The 322-nt window shown below is 41.9% G+C and carries 1 protein-coding gene; it reads left to right on the top strand.

Going from position 1 to position 322, the window contains the following annotated elements:
• Positions 1 to 322: transposase (locus tag STRDD04_RS10325; protein ID WP_197460105.1), on the top strand; the 322-nt coding region annotated here is incomplete at both ends.

Genomic DNA, 322 nt, shown 5'->3' with positions numbered 1-322 from the left:
AGTCATTACCATGGACATGTTTAGTCCCTACTATGACTTGGCTAGACAACTTTTTCCATGCGCTAAAATCGTCCTCGATCGCTTTCACATTGTGCAACATCTCAGCCGGGCTATGAGTCGTGTTCGTGTTCAAATCATGAATCAATTGGATCGAAAATCGCACGAATACAAAGCGCTGAAACGCTACTGGAAACTGATCCAACAAGATAGCCGGAAACTCAGCGATAAACGCTTTTATCGCCCAACTTTTCGCATGCACTTGACAAATCAAGAGATTCTTGAAAAGATTCTCTCTTACTCTCAAGAACTACGAGAACATTAT

Origin of the sequence: Streptococcus sp. DD04 (assembly GCF_001578725.1) — a bacterium.
In the GTDB taxonomy this organism is placed as follows: Bacteria; Bacillota; Bacilli; order Lactobacillales; family Streptococcaceae; genus Streptococcus; species Streptococcus sinensis.
The sequence above is the reverse complement of the archived record's forward strand: the minus strand, read 5'-3'. Positions and strand labels throughout refer to the sequence as shown.